This is a genomic window from Ruminiclostridium cellobioparum subsp. termitidis CT1112, assembly GCF_000350485.1.
GTDB classification, from domain to species: Bacteria; Bacillota; Clostridia; order Acetivibrionales; family DSM-1351; genus Ruminiclostridium; species Ruminiclostridium termitidis.
Window position 1 is genome coordinate 108,776 of record NZ_AORV01000015.1, and the last position, 18,354, is coordinate 127,129.

Below are 18,354 nucleotides of genomic sequence, written 5' to 3' on the forward strand. Positions count from 1 at the left end.
ACTCTCCTTTTTCAATTATTTTTATTTTTCACGCTTTTGTATCATTTGCAGGCCCACAGCTACCAGCAGGATCAAACCCTTTACGGTATCATTCAGCAAAGCGTTCATACCAAGAGCCGTGATAATCTTGTCAATGATGGTAAATGCCATTGTACCGAAAATAATGCCGGCGATCCTGCCTTTTCCGCCTGACATGCTGATCCCGCCTATTACTACCGAGGCTATGGCATAGAGCTCGAAATTCTTCCCTGAAGTGGCCGGATCAAAGGAAGTGTCCTTGGCTATTTTCAAAAAGGCTGCAAGTCCTACCAGAGCACCGCTTATTGCAAATACCTTTATCCTTGTCCATATGACGTTGACACCGGCCAGTTTGGCTGCCCTCTCATTGCTTCCTATTGCGTATATATTTTTTCCGAATTTCATACAGGTTGTCATATAAATCATTGCGGCAGCTACTATCCAGAATACCACGGCCAGTTGGGGAATTGTAAGAATATTTCCGTTACCAAAGCCGAAAAGGCTCTTATAACTTTCCATTCCGGCTTCTACACGGTATCTGGTCTCTCCCATTTCATTCATCATATACTGGGAAACAGATCTGAAAATAAGCATGGAAGCCAGCGTGACAATAAATGACGGCATTTTGAATCTGCCTACCAGCACACCGTTCAAAGCTCCGCACAACAATCCCGCCGCTATGGCAAACAGCAGAGTCACAAAAATACTGCCGGTAACGTTATATATAATAATGGTCAGACCTCCGATAAAGACAAAGGAGGACCCAACCGACAGGTCTATATCTCCTGTCATAATGACCAGACCCATTCCCAGAGAGATAGTACCCAAAATGGCACTGTGCAGAAAAATATTGGTAATGCTGGTCCAGGAGGTTTCACTGCCGTTAATGATTAAAAAGGCAATAAATATCACAAGAAATATAATCACATAATTGTAATTGCTCCACAGACCCTTAAATCTCTTATTTACAGGCTGTGCAACCACAGCATTCGCTTGCATGGGACTTTCACCTTGATTGGACATTTTCCACCTCCGTATTTATTCCAGTTGCATTTATAGCATTTGTAGCATGAAGCATGACCGTTTCTTCATTGATTTCCTGACGCTTCAGTGCTACAGATATCCTTCCATGATAAAAAACAACACACCTGTCTGCAATTTTTTGGATTTCCGGAATCTCAAGAGTATTGATGATTATTGTCTTTCCGGCCTTGGATAAGTTCAGGATAAGCCGGTATATCTCACTTTTTGCACCTACATCTATTCCCTGGGTGGGATTGTCAAAAAGTATTATATCAGCCCGGGTGTTCAGCCATCTGGCAAGAATCACCTTTTGCTGGTTTCCGCCGGAAAGGCTGGTTATAGGGTCATTATGGCTATTGGCCTTGATATTTAATGTATCCTTTAAATCAGAATACTTTTTAATTTCTTTGTTTTTAAATATATGCTGCTGCCGGTTGTTGATGGTATGTTCGGATATATATGTGTTCTCGAGGATTGTCATGTCCTGGAGTATGGAGTTTTCTTTCCTGTTGGCAGCAACCATGGCCACTTTGTTCTTCATGGCGTTTTGTATGCTGTTGTTTTTTATTTCTTTTCCATGGACAAACAGCTGTCCACCCTGCGGCTCCAATACACCAAAAACCGTCTGGAGCACTTCCGAGCTGCCAGCCCCCTGTAAGCCCGTAAACCCAACGATCTCACCGCTTCTTATGGAGAAATCCACATCATAAAAACCCTTCCCGGAAAAACTTTTCAATTCCAGAATGGTATCTCCCAGTTTGCGTTCCTCGTACATTTCCTGATTTGAATAACTTTCGCCAACCATATATCTGGTTATTGCTTCGGGTGAAATCTCCCGGATGTTCCCGCTTTTAATAAATTTACCGTTTCTGAGTACGGTATATTTATCTGAAATTTTAAAAATTTCAGGCATTTTATGTGATATAAATATGAATGATTTTCCAATAGCCTTTAACCGGCCTACAATTTCAAACAAATTTTTTATTTCGGCATTATTCAGTGCAGTTGTAGGTTCATCCAGGATAAACAGCTCGGCATCCCGGTGCAGTGTCTTGGCAATTTCCAGCAGCTGTTTCTTTCCCGTGTCAAGATTATCCGCAAGTTCCAGCGGGTCAATATCCACCCCCAGGTCATGCATCAGCTTGAAGGTTTCCGAAATCATTTCTTTTTTCTTCAGCTTTCCAAAACTATTCACCGGTTCTTTCCCCAGAAACAGGTTTTCATAAACCCTTAAATTATTGAATATGTTCAGTTCCTGATGTACGAAGGCAATTCCGGCGCTTTCGGCTCCCTTTATGCTGTTGTGTACAAGTTCTTTACCGTTGAATATGATATTCCCGCTGTCACTGGCATGTACTCCGGCCAGAATATTCATCAGCGTTGATTTGCCGGCCCCATTTTCTCCGATCAGAGCATGGACCTCTCCCCTGCCGACCTCCAGTGTCACATTGTCCAAAACGGTAACACCGAAAAAGGACTTTGAAATATTGGTCATTTTCAGTAATTCCATAGAACCTCCTTCCTCAATAATTGCCACAAAGTACATGCCTGAAATTTTCAGGACTCATAATAAGTTTTTACCCGAAATTCCAGGCCTGTACCCTGATGAAGTTTTTATTGAAGTATAAACCTTCCAGAATTATTTTTCATCATAGGTTCCAAATGCTTTGTAATCGCCGACATTTGAGGAATCAACAACGTGTACCGGTATGATGTAATTTGGATCTATATTTTTTCCGCCGTTCAGTGAGTCCACAAGCACCTGGACAGCTTCCTGGATCATTGCGGGATCATATGTCACAGAAAAGATATCAAATGTCGCCGGGCGGGTTATTGTCTTGTGTTTGTCCTTGAGTACCGCGTACATTTCAGCAAGTCCTGATGAAGCCGAAAGTCCCTTGAGTTGTTTCATAAACTCGGCCTTCTTTCCCGCATCCAGGGCAGAACCGTTTATTGATTCCAATACACCCATGGCTATTTCATCATCATGTGTGTATATCCAGATTTTTTTGGAAGTGTCGCATTGTGAGCTTCCGAACCAGGATTCAAACAGTTCTTTTCCGGTGTCTCGGCTCCAGCCTGTGGCTGCTGATTTTACAACTACCTTGTTTATTTCATCCTCGGTCCAGCCCTGTTCGGTCAGATATTTCCTGAAACCCTTTGAACGGAGCTCGGGTACGGATGAATTATCTCCAATCATTTCATACACATAATCGTCTTTGCCAAGACCGTCTTTTATAAATCTCTTTGCAGTTTCATATCCGATACCCTCATTATCTCCCTTTACATTTGCCACTACCTGGGGGTCGATAATGCCGCTGGAAATAACACGGTCAAACTGTACAAAAGGAACCTTTGCGGTAGCGATTTTTTCAAGGGTGGATTGAAGTCCGTTATCATATGGCAGTATTACAATACCTGCAAGCTTGCCGGTATTGGTCAAAAGATCGTCAACCTGCTGGATCTGATCTTCAACATCTTTTGCAGAATAAACTTTTACCGAAAACTTTTCTTTGACAGCCTGATCTTCATTTAATTTATTTACCTTCTCCTGGGCGTATGTAAGTACCGCTCCCGTCCAACCGTGGTCGGCACTCGGCACCATAACAGCTATTTCCTTTACCGATGACTTCTGGGAGCATCCGGCAAAACCCAGTATGGAGGTGGCGGTTAAAGCTGCTGTCAATAACGTTGCAATTAGACGTCCTTTTTTCATACTCTTTCTCTCCTTTAAAACATTTTTTCAGTTGCCTGATAGCTCAAGTATAGCATCGCCGCTTTGTCCGAAAGGTATGTTATCATTACAATACACGTCTTTACGCAACCTCTTTCAAATCATTCCGGTATTGTCAGCTGCCTTTGGTATCTTTTGTTTTCTTAAAGGTGTCAATCTGCTTCTGCATTTCCGAAATAACCTTCTGTGAACCTGCCTGTCTCATTTTATCGACAAATTCACCGTACACCTGCTGCCAATCCTCCGAGGTACCAAGTCTCAGAGTATTGAGATATTGTTCCACCACCAGGTCGATCTTGGACATTTCAAGCACCATCATCCTTGTGTCAAGTTCAAACCCTGTCAACGGTGAAACTATGGCATTTTTATTATATTGCTCCAGCTGTTCAAATTCACCGGGGGTTTTTTCGTAATTTAAAAAAACATTTCCCAGGGTGTATTGGGACAGCTCATAAAGCGGCTTCCCCGATGCATCGGTTATCCTGTCCACCTGTCCGCTCCCCTTACTTATGAAGTGCCTGCCTTCGAAACCATTGACCAGCAGTTTGTAGGGTGCTTCACCCTTTCCGGTATTCAGCAGGTTTACTATTTCAAGGGCACGCTGAGGATTTTTTGTGGTTCTCGGAAGAGCAACCGCATTCCTGCTGCATTCAAATGAAATATATTTATAATTCTGAAGGGGTTCGTATACAGCTTCGTATTCGGTGGCAATCCTGTCGGCCACCACCCCGTGTTCCCCGTATTCATCCAGAAAAAGCACACTGCCGTTCCTCTTCCCGTCATAACTTTTGGGATTCAGCACCTCTTCAATGTTTTCACGTATGTATCCCTTCTCATACCAGTCATGAATGGTTTTAAAGAAAAGCCTGTACGAATCCAGCTCATATTTATTGTATACTTTCAAATCATTGTCAAAAATTTTGATTACGAAGGGGGAATTTGGTCCGTATATACCCTCCAGGCCCTTGTCCGCAATCTTTGATATGGTTTCGCTGGAAATACCGGTACCCAGGTTTTTTTCAGCTTTCAGGCTGGACAAATATTTTTCCAGGACCTCGTAGCACTCCTCATTTGTATAGTAATTGGCCCGGTTTACGGCACCGATTTCCTGGATGTTTCCATAGGTATTCATATGCTTTTTACTGGATACCACTGCATAATCTTTCCTGTATAACATCCCCATCAGCGGAATGCTGTAAATCTTGCCTTCACGTTTTTGCACCCGCCATATGTTTTCAGGTATTTCGGCCAGAAGCTCCTGCCCATATGTGCTCAATAAATAGTCCAGAGCCATAAAGGAACCTTTTTTTACTTCTTCGGTGTAATTGAATATGTCATTTCCTATCCAGGCTAAATCCAAATGCTCATTGGTGGCCATTTTCATATCCCACTTTTCCTTGTAAATATCGTATGGGACAATATCAAATTCAACGGTTGTATCAGGATAATACTCCTGCAGTTTTTTATTGAACTCGGAAAATACGCTTTCGGAATTTTTTGATTTCTCACCATAGATCATCCATTTCAGCACAATCTTTTCATTCGTGGTATATTCATTATTTGTCTGTACACTACTTGTCTTTTGTGTACAGGAGATATTTACCATGAACGATATTGTAATAAATAAAAATACCAGAAGTTTTATATACAATACTTTATGTTTCATTTTACAGACCATATTAACCTCCATGAGCCATATTTATGGCTTTGAGCCGCTTAGCGGCCACAAAACTGCAATGAAATTTATTCACAGGTTATCCGTTGTTTTGGGCAGAGGCAGGATCAGGGTTACCGTTGTACCGATGTTTTCTTCACTCTCTATTTCAAGTCCTGCCTCGTCTCCCATAAGCAATTTGATCCTTTGATTGACATTGCGTATCCCGATATGGTCTTCCTGGAGAATATATTTTTCACTCATATCCCTGTTGAGCCGTTCAACTTCTTCCCTGCTCATACCAATGCCGTTGTCTTTTACACGTATGACTATTTTGTCTTCAAGCTTGTCAACGCTGATGGTTATAACTCCGAGTTTTCTCAAAGGCTTGATTCCATGATAAACCGCATTTTCAATAATGGGCTGCAGGCTTACCTTGACAATCTGGTAACCGGCCGCTTTCTCATCCACTTCCCAGAGCACCTGAAGCTTGTCCTCGTACCTGAGCTGAAGTATTTTGATATAGAGTTTTGTATTTTTGATTTCCTCCTCTATACTGACCAGCTGCTGATCGCTCTCCAGACTTATTCTGAGCATTTCGGACAGGTTTAGTATTATCTGTGATACCTCATTATCCCCCCTGCAGATTTCCACTGCCCTCCACCGTATATTTTCCAGGGTATTATAAAGGAAATGGGGGCTTATCTGGGCCTGCAGTGCAGTCAGCTGAGCCTTGTCTATGATGTTTGTATAGCTTTTCATCTCTGCCTGCATCTGTTTGTTGGAATATAGATTTCTTACAATGTTAAGTGCTATTTCGTGGGTTTCATCCTTTCTGAGTCCTATATCCACAGAATAGCTCTCTTCGTATATGTCCGGGTGCTTCAACAAATTCAGAATATTTTTTACCGGAGTATAACAATACAGTGCAATGATGAACGATGCCACTATAGAAATTAAAATACAGGCCAGAAACAGCTTAAAATAGAAGCCCCTGGTGCTTTTGTTGTATTCGTCATATGCATTTAACGGCACTGTGGATATATATTTCCAATTGAATTCGTTGGAGGATGCCACCGTCACCAGTAATTCCTGATCCCCGTCATGAATTATCTGATAACCGTCAATGTCCTGAAATTTAATGTCCTTGTAATAATCCACCTTGTCGATTTTCTTCATTATATGCTTCTCATTGGAACTGAACAGTATATTATTCCGGTTGTCGACAATGGTTAATGTTTCCCTCGAATCCTTTATATTCGATACTATCAGCTCTTTCATCTTGCTGATATCAATGTTTACAATTATTCCGCCCAGAAACTGCATCTGAGTCAGGCGGAGAGGCTGTATATAAGAAATAAGGTACGGATAGGAGTTGCGTTTTACCCTGCTTATCATTCTGGCAGGCTCATATTCGCGCTCGGTCAGGTTGTCCAGCCAGGTAATGTCATCAAACTCGCTGAGTTTGCCTCCTCCTTCATTGGATACGATGTATCTGCTCTTGTTGGAATATACATATATTGTATCGATATAATTGAATACTCCCGAGTACATTTCGATCTTGGCTTTGACCTTTGCAGTCTGGTCCCTGCCGAAAAGCTCCTTTGTATCGGGCAGCAGAAACTTTTTTATATCATCATCCAGGGACAGCTGTCCCGAGATCTGAACGGCTTCTTCCATGACCACATCCACGCGGTCCCTTGTTTTTCCGAGGGAATTGACACTCATGCTGCCAACCTCCCTGGTGATGATACCGTTCATTTTGTTGGATACTGCCAGCATGATCACAGTAAATGTAAAAACCAGCAGGACCAGTATAATCGCAAAGCTTTTTACAAAAATGCTGTTGAAACGGTAGTCCTGTATGTACTTTAAAATCATGTTTTTGGGATTGCCGGACAGTTTGTTGTTATGCTTATCTTTCATCATTCAAACTCCTGCCTCTAAAGTATTCTGCAGGCGAACAACCGGCGTACTGCTTAAAAATGCGGAAGAAGTATTTTTCACTTCTGTAGCCGATCATCTGACTCACTTCATACACCTTGAACCTCCCAAGCGAAAGCAGCTCCTTCGCCTTTTCCATTCTCTGTTCTATGAGATAATCGGTAAAGGTGGTTCCGGTATACTGCTTAAAAAGTCTGCTGAAGTATGTCTGGTTGAGGAAGAATCTGTCGGCAATGCCCTCCAGCGATAAATCCTCTCCTATATGGTTTTTTATATATAGCAGCGATTGTTCCACAATGCTTCTGGAACCGGCATTCTGTTTGCTCCTTACTATATCAATGGTGGCTCTGAGCATGTTTTGGCACTTTATTTTAAGTTCTCTTAGGTTTTCTGCTTCCATGATCTGCTGGTAACTGACGGTTTTATTCATATCCTTCCAGAAATCAATTCCCATCTTGACAAATTTGCCTGAAAGCATGGAGAACATATCAATGGATATCTGTTTCACCTGATCTATGGGAAGATTTCGAAATTCCAGGAAGATATTATCAATCATATTGTCCAGTTCTTCAAAATCACCATCGTTTATGATGCCCATAAGCAATTTATACTTTTGTATCAATTGTTCATAATCTTCCGACAGCAATCCGGTATCCGGACTTTGTTCCAATTCCGCCCGGGAGGATAGTCTGCAATTGTATTCCGTCATTTCCACGAGATTTTTGAATATTTTTTCAATCTTAATATCAAATTTCAACTTCAACAGAGAGTATGCCGACTGGCATTTCTCGTCAATCTGGAGTTTCAGCCTTTTACCGAACATGTCGGCCGTCTCGTTCCGGCAGGTAGTGACAATAATTTTAAGAATATCTGCCGAAAGGAAGGTTGGATAACATTGAATTTCATCGCTTATGCCCCCGAATATATTATTGATCAGATTATGATAATTTTCACTCCGGTTATATGGCAGAAGCTCTTCATCCTCACCGGCCGGTTTGATATCCAGAATACCGCATGGCAGCTCCACATCCATATCCAGTTTAAGCAGGTTCTTCCGTTTTATAAGTTTTTCTTTTGCGCGCGGTCCCCCCACCAGCAAACTTATCCAGAACTGTTCTCTGAGTTCGGGAAGCAGCTCTTCGAAATTCCTTTGCTCTGTTATCAGCCTGTGCCCGTTCTCTTTTTTCTTATCCAGGTCTTTCCTTATTTTTGTAAATACCTCTGTTACCTCTTCCATTTTTATGGGTTTTAACAAATAGTGCTCCACACCGTACTCCACAGCCTTACGTGCATATTCGAATTCTTTATACCCGCTTATGATCACGGCCTTGGGAGGCAGCTGCCTGTCATGTATGTATTTTGCAAGCTCCAGCCCGGATACCTGGGCCATTTCGATATCTGTTAAAACAACATCCACATCATGGCTTTCAATATATTCTATGGTTTCTTTCCCGTCCTCAAAGGAAGCGGTAACCTCAAAGCCGAGGCCTCCCCAATCAATATAATTGCATATACCCTGCCTGATGGCTTTTTCATCATCGACAACAATTAATTTATACATTATTTAATCATCCTTAGTATGGTGAATTGACATCTATATATTTATCAACATTACGTTTTGTCACTTCTTCGGTAGGAATAATTGTCATCTCTTCATATTCCTCCCCCTTTATGATGCTCTCTCCTACCCGGATAGCTTTTTTGACCATTTTCGGAGAATATGTCAGGGAGAAGATTGTATACTTCTCCTCGCTTTTAATCCTTCTATACATTTCCTGAGAGCCTGCCGAACCTGCAATAGCCTTTAGCCTGTCGAAGGTCTTTGGAAAATTTTTATCCGCTTTGTAGGAATCCAGCGCATCCAGTATACCCAGTGCGATTTCGTCATCATGGGTGAAAATGGCTCCCACCCGGTCAATTTCCGCCTGGCTGTGCTTATCTACCCAGTCTTCAAACAATTTTCTGGAGTCATCCCGCCGCCATCCGGTATAGCCAACCTGTTCCTTTGTAAAATTGTCGTGGATGGTCTCATCGTAGCCGTCTGTCCGCTGCTGGGGAACCGTTGACGTGTCGCCCATGACTTCCAGTACCTTTGTGCCATCTGGAAACATGCCGTTAAAAATATCTGCGGTCTGTATCCCTATCCCTGCATTATCCCCTTTGACTGTGGCAGATGGAGCAAAATCCGGGATTTCCCTGTCGAAAATAACCAGTGGTATTCCTGCGTCCTGCACAGCCATGGCCGCAGTTTTCAGTGATGCGCCGTCCATTGGCAGCATTATGATACAACTGACTTTTTTATTAATTAAATTGATGATTTGACCGGATTGTTCATTGGCGTCGGCAGCCACCTTAAATTCATAGCTCCAGCCGTTTTCTGCCGCTATATCCTTTACTTCCTCCTCGGCGTACCAGGATACACCAACAGGCCAGTCATGAGTCTCCCCGATAACACTGACCGCTATCACAATATTTTTGTTGCCGGAAGGCTTATCCTTATTGAAGCTGCTGCAGCCTGAGGAAGATACTGCCGGTATAAAGATAATGAAGAAAATCAGAAAAATTTTTTTCCACATTTACAGTTCCTCTTCTTTCCCCATGGTTTTACCGCCTATAGAAACCGGAAGCATAATCCACTGATTATATAATATTTACTTTATATCATAAAAAACATTTTTGTTGAATCACCAAAAGTCACAAAAGTCAGTTTTAAATACTTTTGTATTGATAAGATACTTGCCCTTCCGGTTCTTGATTTGTACTAATAATAGTCTTATCACGGTTTACAAAAAGTATCAAGTATTTCCAGATGACTTTTTATAACATAATTAAAATAGTCAAAAACTGACGAACTAATTTATTTTTTGTATATTTATATATTTTATGGTAATTTATGGTACAATATGTTTAATAACCAAATTTTAAAACAGGAGGGTATTACCATGAAAAAATTTATTCGTTTCACAGGTATGGCAATTGTATTAATGCTTTTATTGTCAATAGCTCTGCCTGCCAACATGTATGCAGCATCAGCGGTTACCGTTGACTGGAATACAGCTTACCAGACCATTGACGGCTTTGGTGTATCGGAAGCTTTTCACCAGTCAAATAATATTGCTCTTTTAGGTGAAGCCAAACAAAATGAAATCTACGACCTGCTATTCTCAACCACCAATGGAGCCGGTTTTTCCATCTTCCGTTCAATACTGGGTGACGGCGGAACCTGGGGAAATGCAACCGACGGGCCCAACAGGACAATGCAGCCTTCGGAGACCACCTGGGACTGGACGGCCTCCAACGACGACCAGATACCCATGATCAAAGCCATCCAGTCAACCTATGGTATAAAAAACATACTTTATACCGTATGGAGCCCGCCGGCCTGGATGAAAACCACCGGTTCGGTTGCACGGGGATCACTCAAAACCGATAAGTACCAGGCTTATGCCACCTATTTGGCCGAGCACATTAAAAACTACAAATCAAAATTCGGAATTGACATTACACATATAGGAATATCAAATGAGCCCGACCTGGAAACGGCCTATTCTTCATGTACATGGACGGCAGCCCAGTTTAAGACATTTATGAGCAATTATCTTGTACCTACCTTTGACAGGGAAGGCATAACTGCAAAAGTTATTGTGGGTGAAAAGATGACATGTTCGGAATCCCTTGCAATAGACAGTCTCAACGATGCTGTCGCAGTGAAAAGAACAGATATCGTGGGATGTCACAATTACGGGTCAACTTATGTGCCGTTTCCTACTACAAAGGCAAAGGGGAAAGGAATCTGGCAGACCGAGATATCTGACATGAACGGCAATGATATTACAATCACAGATGGTTTGAAATGGTCCAGGGAAATTCATGATTTTATGACCGTAACTCAGGGAAATGCATGGAACTACTGGTGGGGTGCATGCTACAAAACATATAACGGAGAAGGCCTCATACAAATGGATATGAATTCCAAAACCTATAAGGTTGCCAAAAGACTCTATACCATCGGACAATATGCGAGATTTATAAGACCGGGCTGGCAGAGAATTTCTGCTACGGCCAATCCGGTATCGGGTATATATGTGACTGCATACAAAGATCCCTCTACCGGTAATTTTGCAATAGTTGCCATGAATAACAGTTCGGCCGGCCAATCCGTTACATATACCTTAAACGGCTTTTCACCCTCTTCTGTAACACCGTTTACCACCTCAGCAACTCAAAATTTAGCTGAAGGTGCAAAAATAGCCGTCAGCGGCTCCAGTTTTACCGGTACTATAGCAGCAAACTCAATAACCACTTTTGTAGGTTCAACCGGTTCAAGCCAGGAAATCTACGGAGATGTCAACGGTGACAGAGTTGTCGACGCCCTTGACTTTGCTCTTGTGAAACAGTATCTGACAGGCCAGATAAGCACCTTCCCGTCACAGGACGGAATCAGGCTGGCCGATGTAAACAGGGACAGCAGTGTGGATGCTCTTGACCTGGCAATATTAAAGAAGTACCTTCTAGGAGAAATTATAACACTGCCGGTTAATTAGTTTACCAGACCATAAAAGAATGCCGGTATATTTTACAAGCAAATGGGAATGTCTCAAAAATACCTCATTTTGAGACATTCCCATTTTAATGTTCCGTGGCATAAAAATGCAATGAAATAACTTTATTAGGCAGTAAATCTCCCCATATCATAGAGTGTATTTATTATGGCACTCACAGCAATCCTCTGGCCGTCTTGAGCCCTCTGATAGCTTCTGAAGCCGCCGGCATCCTGCACAACAGCCATTAAATCGGCAGCATTGCTTGAACCGATAACCCCTCCATTTTCAAAACCAAGTATCCCTATTCGTACAGTCTTGTCCAAACTTACAAGCGGATGTAAAATATTTTCCGAGTTCCCGCTGGAACTGAAGCCAAGCAGCAAATCTCCATTTCTAACTCCCAGATTTCTGATAATCTTTGTAAAAGCATCACTTTTTAAATATCCATTAATATATCCATTGTTTATACTCTTTGTCATATTTTTAACATAAGAGGTCACATCAAATATTCTGGCATATCCATCAGCCGGATCATTCGCCAGCTCCTTGAGCGCATCGGCAGCAAATGATGCTATGGAAGCACTTCCTCCATTTCCGAAGGCAAAAATCCGGCTGCCTTCTCTGAGCTTTTTTTCTATTACTGCTGAAATACCGGCAAGATTTTTATTGGAAAAATAACGACCCTTTAATGATCTTAAAAGCAGCTGGCAATATTCCGATAATGCTTCGGCACCCTGATCCTTAAACTCGGTATCAGTTTTAAATGCCAGATTTGCAGACAGGAAATGAAGAACGATTTGAGCTGTATCCCTTGCGACAAGTGTGTTATCCGAGTTGATAAAAATATTGATTCCGGTATACTCCGGAATCCTTTTCATATTTGAAATCAATACGTTTATTCCGCCATTTTCATAGTTATATTCAAATGCTTTCCGGAGTATCCTGTCATCTTTTTCAAACTGCACCCCTACCAGTACATCCCTTTTACCAAAATGTCTCCGCTCTAAAATATCCTTCAGCCGGTACGGACAGGGGCCTTCATTTCTGAAAGCTGTTATTTCAGGGATTCCCATGGTTATGACACTCAAATTGTTTGTTTTCAGGAAATTAAAATTTGCGTGATTTATTATGTGGTAATCCTGCCCGGTGCCAAAAAACATTATTTCATTATGCCGTGCTCTTGCCCGGACCAGCACCCTTGAAAATTCCTCTATTTCATCTATTGAGCTGCTACATAGCTCACGCAAGGCATTCCGTATTTGCTTCAAATATTGTTCTATTATACCGGCCCGTGTTTTCATATCCGGATAAAATTTTAGTCCTTCTTTCGTTTTTCCTGCTAATACCGCGTTCATATTCATATTTAATCACCCCTATCACCTCTCGAGCAAAACTTTGCCTCAAATTAATCACCTCTCTCACCAAAAACAGATTTAAAGTTTGAGAACGTATTCATAAATATTTAATAACCAGGAACATCCTTTTACATATATGGTAATTTTTACAACAGAATAACACACTATCAATTCGGTAACATTGGTAAATTTACCTAATAAATCCCTTGTTTTGCAGCTTAAATTTCTATGTCATGTCTCTGTAAAAATTTTTTTTATATTTCAAAGCTGTCACCGTACTTTATATCATAGTTAATGGATAGGTCTTCAAAATTTAGATTGGTATAGGATATTGAAATACACACATAATATCGTATAGAAAAATTGGTACGGGAGGTTGCTTATGACTAATCAGGTAATAGTATGGTCTATGCTGATTCTGCCCTGGCTGTCACTCTTCTTTATGAAGAAGGAAGAGATCAGGCGCTGGATGCCGGTTGCCCTATTCACTATGGTAACAAACACAATTATCATAGATATAGGTGTTGGCCTAAAACTGTGGGAAACCCGGGTGAATATCTTTCCACTTGATCAAATGATAAGTTTTGTCTACGGTGTTTTGCCAATAGCTGCAATGTGGATTTTCAAATTCACCTATGGACGATTTTGGCTCTATTTTGTTATTGAAATACTTCTGAGCACTCTTTTTATCCGCGTGATACATCCCTGGCTGCATAGAAGAGGAATATTTATATGGCTAAATCAGGATTTCCTCAAAGGAATCTGGATATATGTAATGACAATCACACATTATTTATTAATCTATCTCTATGGAATGTGGCAGGATGGCAAATTTGCACGGCCTCATAAAAACAGGTCATAATCCTCATCGTCCGGAATAATTTAAACAAAAAAGCAATTAAGGAACCCTGAAAGTGGGTTCCTTAATTGTTTCGATATTAATTTCGTTCTTGCTCCCTGTTCAAATACTTTTGTCTTGCTGTGATTCAGTTATAAAGTGTCCTGCATAAATTATTCCCATCAATCCCAGGATATACGTTGCCCATATTACCGCATCCCTGAAATGTACCGTTATTCCGCCGATTCCTGTTACTGCCAGAAACAGGTCTGAAATCACAAACATAAATGCTCCGGCTGCCACCAGCAGGTATTTTTTATGTATTCTTACCAGAGACCAGGAGAAGGCAGCCATTGTCGAAACCCATAGCCCGTATGCAAGTACGCCGTAAGACATAAAACTTTTGTCCTTTGGAAATACTAAAAGCCCCCATAATAAAATGGTTATTGCCCAGTACAACGCCATAAATATGTAAGAGTATTTGCAAAAAATTGTTAAGCCATGTTTTTTAACGGTTTTTGCATAAGCGAGGATGAAAGAAACATGTGCAAGGGCAAAGAATACGATACTTCCTATAATACCAACTCCAGGTATGACATCCGAATTAATAAGATCTCCGATAAAGCACAGGGACATCCCGATGGCAACATATTTTGTATAAACCTTTGTCCTGTTAAAATGCCTTATTAATAATGCCGCCAGGACAAAGGACAGGCTTAAAATCACTTTTACCGGTACAGCAAGGCCTCCTGACGGATTGGATGTATTTATAATTAAACCGATTGAATAAATGACTAACTGAATTGCAATTAAAATATAAAACATTTTAAACCTCCTTTAAAAAATTAGCAAACAATTGAAATTCAAAAGCATGTTTTTCTAAATTTTAACATAAATCAGCAGGATTTGTAATCATAAATCCTGGAATACAAGCTAAAAATAGTGCAAAAAATAAAGGCACTGTTCAATGTGCTTGTCTACAGTACCTTCTTATATTGCTTTCTTACCCAACATTCAAAATTTTATTTATTCCTTGCGGAAATCATTGCGAGGCGGTTCAGTATGCCGCTGACTTCCTCTTCCCATTCCGCGACGGTGACCGAATCGCATATCTTCAGGGCGGCGTTCAAAAGGAATATTCCCTGCATGCTGCCGTCCCCTCTCAAAACGTGGATCATACTGTTCCGCAGAATATCCTCTGCCGCATTCCTTATTGTTATGTCCCCTGAAATGATGGTCAAACGGATTTTCCCCATGCATACGCGGATCAAAATCCGGTTCGGCTTGTTCGCTGCCCAGTTCGGTTTCAAGTGTTTCAATGATACGGCTAAGGTAATCACTGAGATTTTTTTGTTCTTCTTCGCTCAAACACTCAAACAGCTTGTCAAAGCTGAATTCCTGTTCATCTGACTGGGTTGCCCTGGTGCCTTCCTCTGTGAGCTTTATATTTAGAATTCTGCGGTCAGTTTCTGACGGTGTGCGTGTGATGTATCCGTTTCTCTCCAGCTTGGCAAGAAGTTCTCCCAGGGATTGAGGCCTCATATCCAGCAGATATGACAGCTCTTTCTGGCTGATTTCAGGCTGCAGCTTGAGTATTGCCAATACCCTGCCCTGCCCTTTTCGTGTGTCTCCCATCGGTCCAAAGTGCATATGATTTTGCTGATGGCAGCGGTGAAGCAACCATTCTACCCGTGTAAACTGCCTAATCAAATCAAAATTATTTTCCGCCACTTAAAATCCCTCCAATTCATGTCATAATTATTTTCTTAAGGTACCTTATTTTATATTGTAAAGGTACCTTATTTATTTGTCAATAATTTTATTAAGGTACCTTGCATTTTTATTGAAAATAAATAACCCCACCCTTTTCATTTTCGGTCAAGGGTGGGGTTATAATTATGTAAATTTATTCTACCAGATAAAACCATAACATTTTAAAGAAATATTTCTATTAACATTTCTATTAATTTTTACTACTGAGGAAGTTTATCAATCATATTCAATAAATAGCTTTTCAAAACCGCATAATCCAGAGCATTTACTTCGCCATCGGCTTTCACGTCTGCCGCCTGCATGTTGACATTCCCCGGAGCACTTCCCATCAATATTTGCTTTAACAATGCAAAATCTATGGTGTCAATGCTTCCGTCAGAATTTATATCTCCGTAAGTAAACCCCGGTTCCTGTTTGAAAGGCTCTTCACCCCACAGGAGTACTCCGTTGTCATATACCGGTATGTAAGGGGTCATGCCCGCAAAAGATACGGCATCATAATCCGGCGGTCCATACAGGTTTTTATAGGACCAGTCATTTTCATTGGAACCGCAGTTATCCTTATACTTTATGGATACATTGGCATCCTTCTCGCATAACTCCCATTCGGCAGGCATTATCTGTGTTCCCGAGAAATCAACGGTGAAATAATAAATATTGTCCTTATATTGCTTCAGTCCAGACAGCTTGGCTCCCTGACTCTGCCCCAGTGTTATTTCCACATCCTCCAGTTTATGTCCCGACTCAAATACTTCGGTAAGATCCATATAGTAGCGTGCAGACAGCTTATCTTTCATTGCAGCAGGCCACGCTGAGCGGTTGTTGATCTGGAACATAAGGTTTAAAGTCCCATACCCCTCGTAAATTATCCAGCCCCTGACAAAATACTCGGTGAGATTATCTTCCTTCGCCCGGAAATCTTCAGGTTTAGGCCAGTTTTCCAGCGGTTCTCCGCCGTACATGTCATACATTTTGGCCAGAGCACCTGCAAAACCCGCATTGTAATCAGTGGCAACTTCATTTAATGTATAATCGGAAATGTCGTCCTTCCAACTGTCGTCAGACGTCGGCCCTCCCACCAGGGCTCCATAGAGTATATGACGGTGGAAGGCAGGTACGGTGAGCATGCTTGTCCACGAGCCGTGAGCCGTCCTGTGATGCGGGTGTTCAGGTGCATTTTTGCCAAACCCTACTACATAGCTCCCTCCCCGGGGATTATCTCCAAGTGCATAATTTATTTGACTTTCTGCAAATTTATGATATGTATCTTTTTTCGACGCTGTACCTACTGTCTTATCATCAGACCAGACAAATGCCAAAAATGCAGCGGTAGATGCATAGCGCAGGGAACCCCACTGTGAAAGCCATGCCAGACCGCCTGGAGTGTATTTGAGGCCGCCGCCCGGCATCCACCAGTCCAGATTTTTTTCCACCATGGCCGCATAACCTGTGTCATGGGTAACCTGGGCAATTTTCAACGCCGCTCCGTAGCTGACATCATCCCAGCAATGGGTATGCTGGCCTCCCAGTGATGTGACGGGCAAAACAGCTTTTGCCCTATCAAGATAATTGGTATCTCCGGTCTTTATATAAAGCCAGATTGCCCCCCAGGCCAGATCATCAACATAACTGCCCGAAGGATACAAGGTCTTGAGAGGGTTTTTCCCTCTATATTTGTCTGCAAAGCTAAAAAGCTGTTTGGCATGTGTCAGGCAGGTAGAGGCATACTGCGGATCAGTGGGTTCGAATATAATGGATGCAATGGCCAAAGCTGCGGCAGTCTGACCGGCCACATCCGAACCCGGTGTTGTAGAATCAACCTTGAAGGAAGTTCTTTTGGTTCTGTAGTCAAGAAGTTCGTGGGGTATCCATACGGAATGGTCGGATTCCTCATATCCGCACATGTAATACAATACATCGGGACTTGGATGTGCTTTAATGAAAAAATCCGTAGCCCATTTGATCTCATCCAGTATATCATCCAGCTGTCCGGATTTTTCAAATGCCTCCCTGTATTCATATACGGCCCAGCCCAACTGTCCGGCGGCATAAGACATGGGATGGGTAAATTTAATCCCGTCGCCGGCATCAGCCCAGCCTCCGGTCAGGTCAAGACCCGCATCTTTTCCATCCGTCATAGCTGCATCGGCACGATACGGCAAAATGTAATTGTCCGGTAAATCACCCAGACGGTTGGCCTTGTAAAAGAGAATTGATTTCTGCAATGCCTCGCCATAATTGTAATAAGAACCGCCTGTTCTTGGCGAAGACGCTGCCTGAACCCTCTGCTGAAAAATTAGTGTGGATAGCAGTAACGAAGTCACAAGTATTACAGCCATTATCCGGAAAAGCTTACCGGATTGCCCTCTGTTTTCACACATATAATCTCTCCTCCTATTAAATTATCAAGTGACAATTTTATATATAAAAATCGCCTTTGTTACTTAATTATACATTTTTGTAATTTATTT

The 18,354-nt window shown here is 41.8% G+C and carries 13 protein-coding genes; 2 read left to right on the top strand and 11 right to left on the bottom strand.

Annotation, left to right across the window (positions count from 1 at the left end; all coding sequences use genetic code 11):
- Positions 1-21: 21 nt before the first annotated feature.
- From CTER_RS02730 to CTER_RS02760, 7 genes are all read right to left on the bottom strand, one after another.
- Entirely contained in the window at positions 22-1,041 is a 1,020-nt protein-coding gene (locus CTER_RS02730; RefSeq protein ID WP_004623438.1) for an ABC transporter permease, read from the bottom strand.
- Positions 1,025-2,551, bottom strand: a complete 1,527-nt coding sequence (locus CTER_RS02735) for a sugar ABC transporter ATP-binding protein (protein ID WP_004623576.1) — start codon at positions 2,549-2,551, stop codon at positions 1,025-1,027. The genes CTER_RS02730 and CTER_RS02735 overlap by 17 nt, the downstream gene beginning before the upstream one ends.
- A gap of 129 nt (positions 2,552-2,680) precedes the next feature.
- Positions 2,681-3,757, bottom strand: a complete 1,077-nt coding sequence (locus tag CTER_RS02740) for a substrate-binding domain-containing protein (protein ID WP_004623431.1) — start codon at positions 3,755-3,757, stop codon at positions 2,681-2,683.
- A gap of 133 nt (positions 3,758-3,890) precedes the next feature.
- Complete coding sequence (locus tag CTER_RS02745) at positions 3,891-5,453, bottom strand: ABC transporter substrate-binding protein (protein ID WP_004623592.1); 1,563 nt, start codon at positions 5,451-5,453, stop codon at positions 3,891-3,893.
- Positions 5,454-5,522: 69 nt separating this feature from the next.
- On the bottom strand, positions 5,523-7,358 hold the full coding sequence (locus tag CTER_RS02750; protein ID WP_083908904.1) for a sensor histidine kinase: 1,836 nt from the start codon (positions 7,356-7,358) through the stop codon (positions 5,523-5,525).
- The gene (locus tag CTER_RS02755) at positions 7,345-8,934 is read right to left on the bottom strand and encodes a response regulator transcription factor (RefSeq protein WP_004623491.1); all 1,590 of its coding nucleotides are present in this window, start codon (positions 8,932-8,934) and stop codon (positions 7,345-7,347) included. Before CTER_RS02755 ends, CTER_RS02750 begins: the two co-directional genes overlap by 14 nt.
- 13 nt (positions 8,935-8,947) lie before the next feature.
- Positions 8,948-9,949, bottom strand: a complete 1,002-nt coding sequence (locus CTER_RS02760) for a substrate-binding domain-containing protein (protein WP_004623532.1) — start codon at positions 9,947-9,949, stop codon at positions 8,948-8,950.
- Positions 9,950-10,315: 366 nt separating this feature from the next.
- Here CTER_RS02760 and CTER_RS02765 point away from each other — a divergent pair, with 366 nt between their 5' ends.
- Positions 10,316-11,917: a dockerin type I domain-containing protein gene (locus CTER_RS02765; RefSeq protein WP_004623428.1), complete on the top strand. Its 1,602-nt coding sequence runs from the start codon at positions 10,316-10,318 to the stop codon at positions 11,915-11,917.
- A 125-nt stretch (positions 11,918-12,042) separates the two neighbouring features.
- On the opposite strand, the gene CTER_RS02770 is transcribed toward CTER_RS02765, so the two are convergent.
- Entirely contained in the window at positions 12,043-13,278 is a 1,236-nt protein-coding gene (locus CTER_RS02770) for an SIS domain-containing protein (RefSeq protein WP_004623449.1), read from the bottom strand.
- A 376-nt stretch (positions 13,279-13,654) separates the two neighbouring features.
- Here CTER_RS02770 and CTER_RS02775 point away from each other — a divergent pair, with 376 nt between their 5' ends.
- Positions 13,655-14,134, top strand: coding sequence for a hypothetical protein (locus CTER_RS02775; protein WP_004623586.1), 480 nt, complete (start codon positions 13,655-13,657; stop codon positions 14,132-14,134).
- Between the two features lie 99 nt (positions 14,135-14,233).
- Here CTER_RS02775 and CTER_RS26735 read toward each other — a convergent pair whose 3' ends face one another.
- From CTER_RS26735 to CTER_RS02790, 3 genes are all read right to left on the bottom strand, one after another.
- Entirely contained in the window at positions 14,234-14,935 is a 702-nt protein-coding gene (locus CTER_RS26735) for a lysoplasmalogenase family protein (protein ID WP_004623578.1), read from the bottom strand.
- Positions 14,936-15,136: 201 nt separating this feature from the next.
- The gene (locus CTER_RS02785; protein ID WP_004623529.1) at positions 15,137-15,841 is read right to left on the bottom strand and encodes a MarR family winged helix-turn-helix transcriptional regulator; all 705 of its coding nucleotides are present in this window, start codon (positions 15,839-15,841) and stop codon (positions 15,137-15,139) included.
- Between the two features lie 242 nt (positions 15,842-16,083).
- On the bottom strand, positions 16,084-18,264 hold the full coding sequence (locus CTER_RS02790; protein ID WP_004623528.1) for a glycoside hydrolase family 9 protein: 2,181 nt from the start codon (positions 18,262-18,264) through the stop codon (positions 16,084-16,086).
- Positions 18,265-18,354 lie beyond the last annotated feature (90 nt).